General features: G+C 36.4%; 1 protein-coding gene. It reads right to left on the reverse strand.

What is annotated here, in order from left to right:
- Positions 1-1,162, reverse strand: a protein-coding gene (locus tag RQ763_RS11765; protein ID WP_409932391.1) for an IS3 family transposase whose coding sequence is annotated in 2 segments (ribosomal slippage) — positions 1-913 and positions 913-1,162 — 1,163 coding nt annotated over the 2 segments. Because the reading frame shifts where the segments join, the coding sequence is not laid out codon by codon here. This gene is flagged as partial in the annotation.
- Between the last annotated feature and the right edge of the window lie 49 nt (positions 1,163-1,211).

The raw sequence follows: 1,211 nt of genomic DNA on the forward strand, positions 1-1,211 counted from the left end.
AACACCTTGTTTTTTGAGGACTCCAAATTATATCTTTTTTCAAACTCATTTGGTGAAATGTAGCCAAGATAACTATGTCTTCTTTTTGGATTGTAGAACATTTCTATATATTCAAAGATTTTAGACGCTGCAATCTCTCTTGTTAAAAATACCTGTTTTCTAACAAGCTCTTTTTTTAATGTCTTGAAGAAGCTCTCTGCAACGGCGTTATCATAACAATTGCCTCTTCTACTCATGCTTGGGACAATATTATGATGTTTTAGAAAAATTCTGTACTCATAAGAGCTATACTGGCTCCCTTGATCTGAGTGAAGAATTACTTTGTCATCTGCTTTTTTTACTCTTGAAATTGTAGATTTTAAAGCTTGTAAAATTAAATCTGTTGTTTGTCTATGCGCTGTTGCCCAGCCAATCACTTTTCTGCTAAAAAGATCTATAACTGTTGCAAGATAGAGCCATCCTTCATGCGTTCTGATATAAGTTATATCGCTTACCCAACTCTCATTTGGAGAGCTTGCGATAAAGCATTGCTGCAGATGATTTGGATGCGCTTTGTGAATTGCACCGGCTTTATGCTTAGGCTTGCGTCTATATGTGCCAACTCCATAAAGTCTCGCTATGCTCATAAGTCTTGCAACTCTCTTTTTATTTACGTGTATCCCAGACGCTAACAAATCTTTATGGATGTTTCTATAACCATAAATACCGCTGGACGCTTTAAATGCATCTTTTATATAAACTATCAATTGCTGATTTTCAATCTCTCGATTTGAAACAGGCTTTGTGAGCCACTTATAATACCCGCTATGATGTACCTGCATAACACTACACAGTCGTCTTACTGTGTAATATTGGCTGTATTCTTTTATAAACGCGTACTTTAATTTGGGTGGCTTGCAAAGTACGCTGCGGCCTTTTTTAGTATATCGCGCTCCTCTGTGACTCTTTTAAGCTCTTTTTGGAGGCGTTTTATCTCTAAATGAGAAGCCAACTCTTGATTGTTTTTAGCTATCGCCTCTGGGGATTGAAACTTTTTTATCCAGCTCCTGAGAGACTCAAAATGAACACCCAACCTCTCCGCTGTCTCGTGTACGCTATAACCATTGACTGTAACTTGTTTTACAGCTTCCATTTTAAATTCATCTGTATATCTTGGTGGCATTTTTAACCCTTAATTTTTTATAGCAATTTATCCTGCTATTTTATCAAAT

The organism is Sulfurimonas sp. (assembly GCF_032250635.1).
Lineage (GTDB): Bacteria > Campylobacterota > Campylobacteria > Campylobacterales > Sulfurimonadaceae > Sulfurimonas.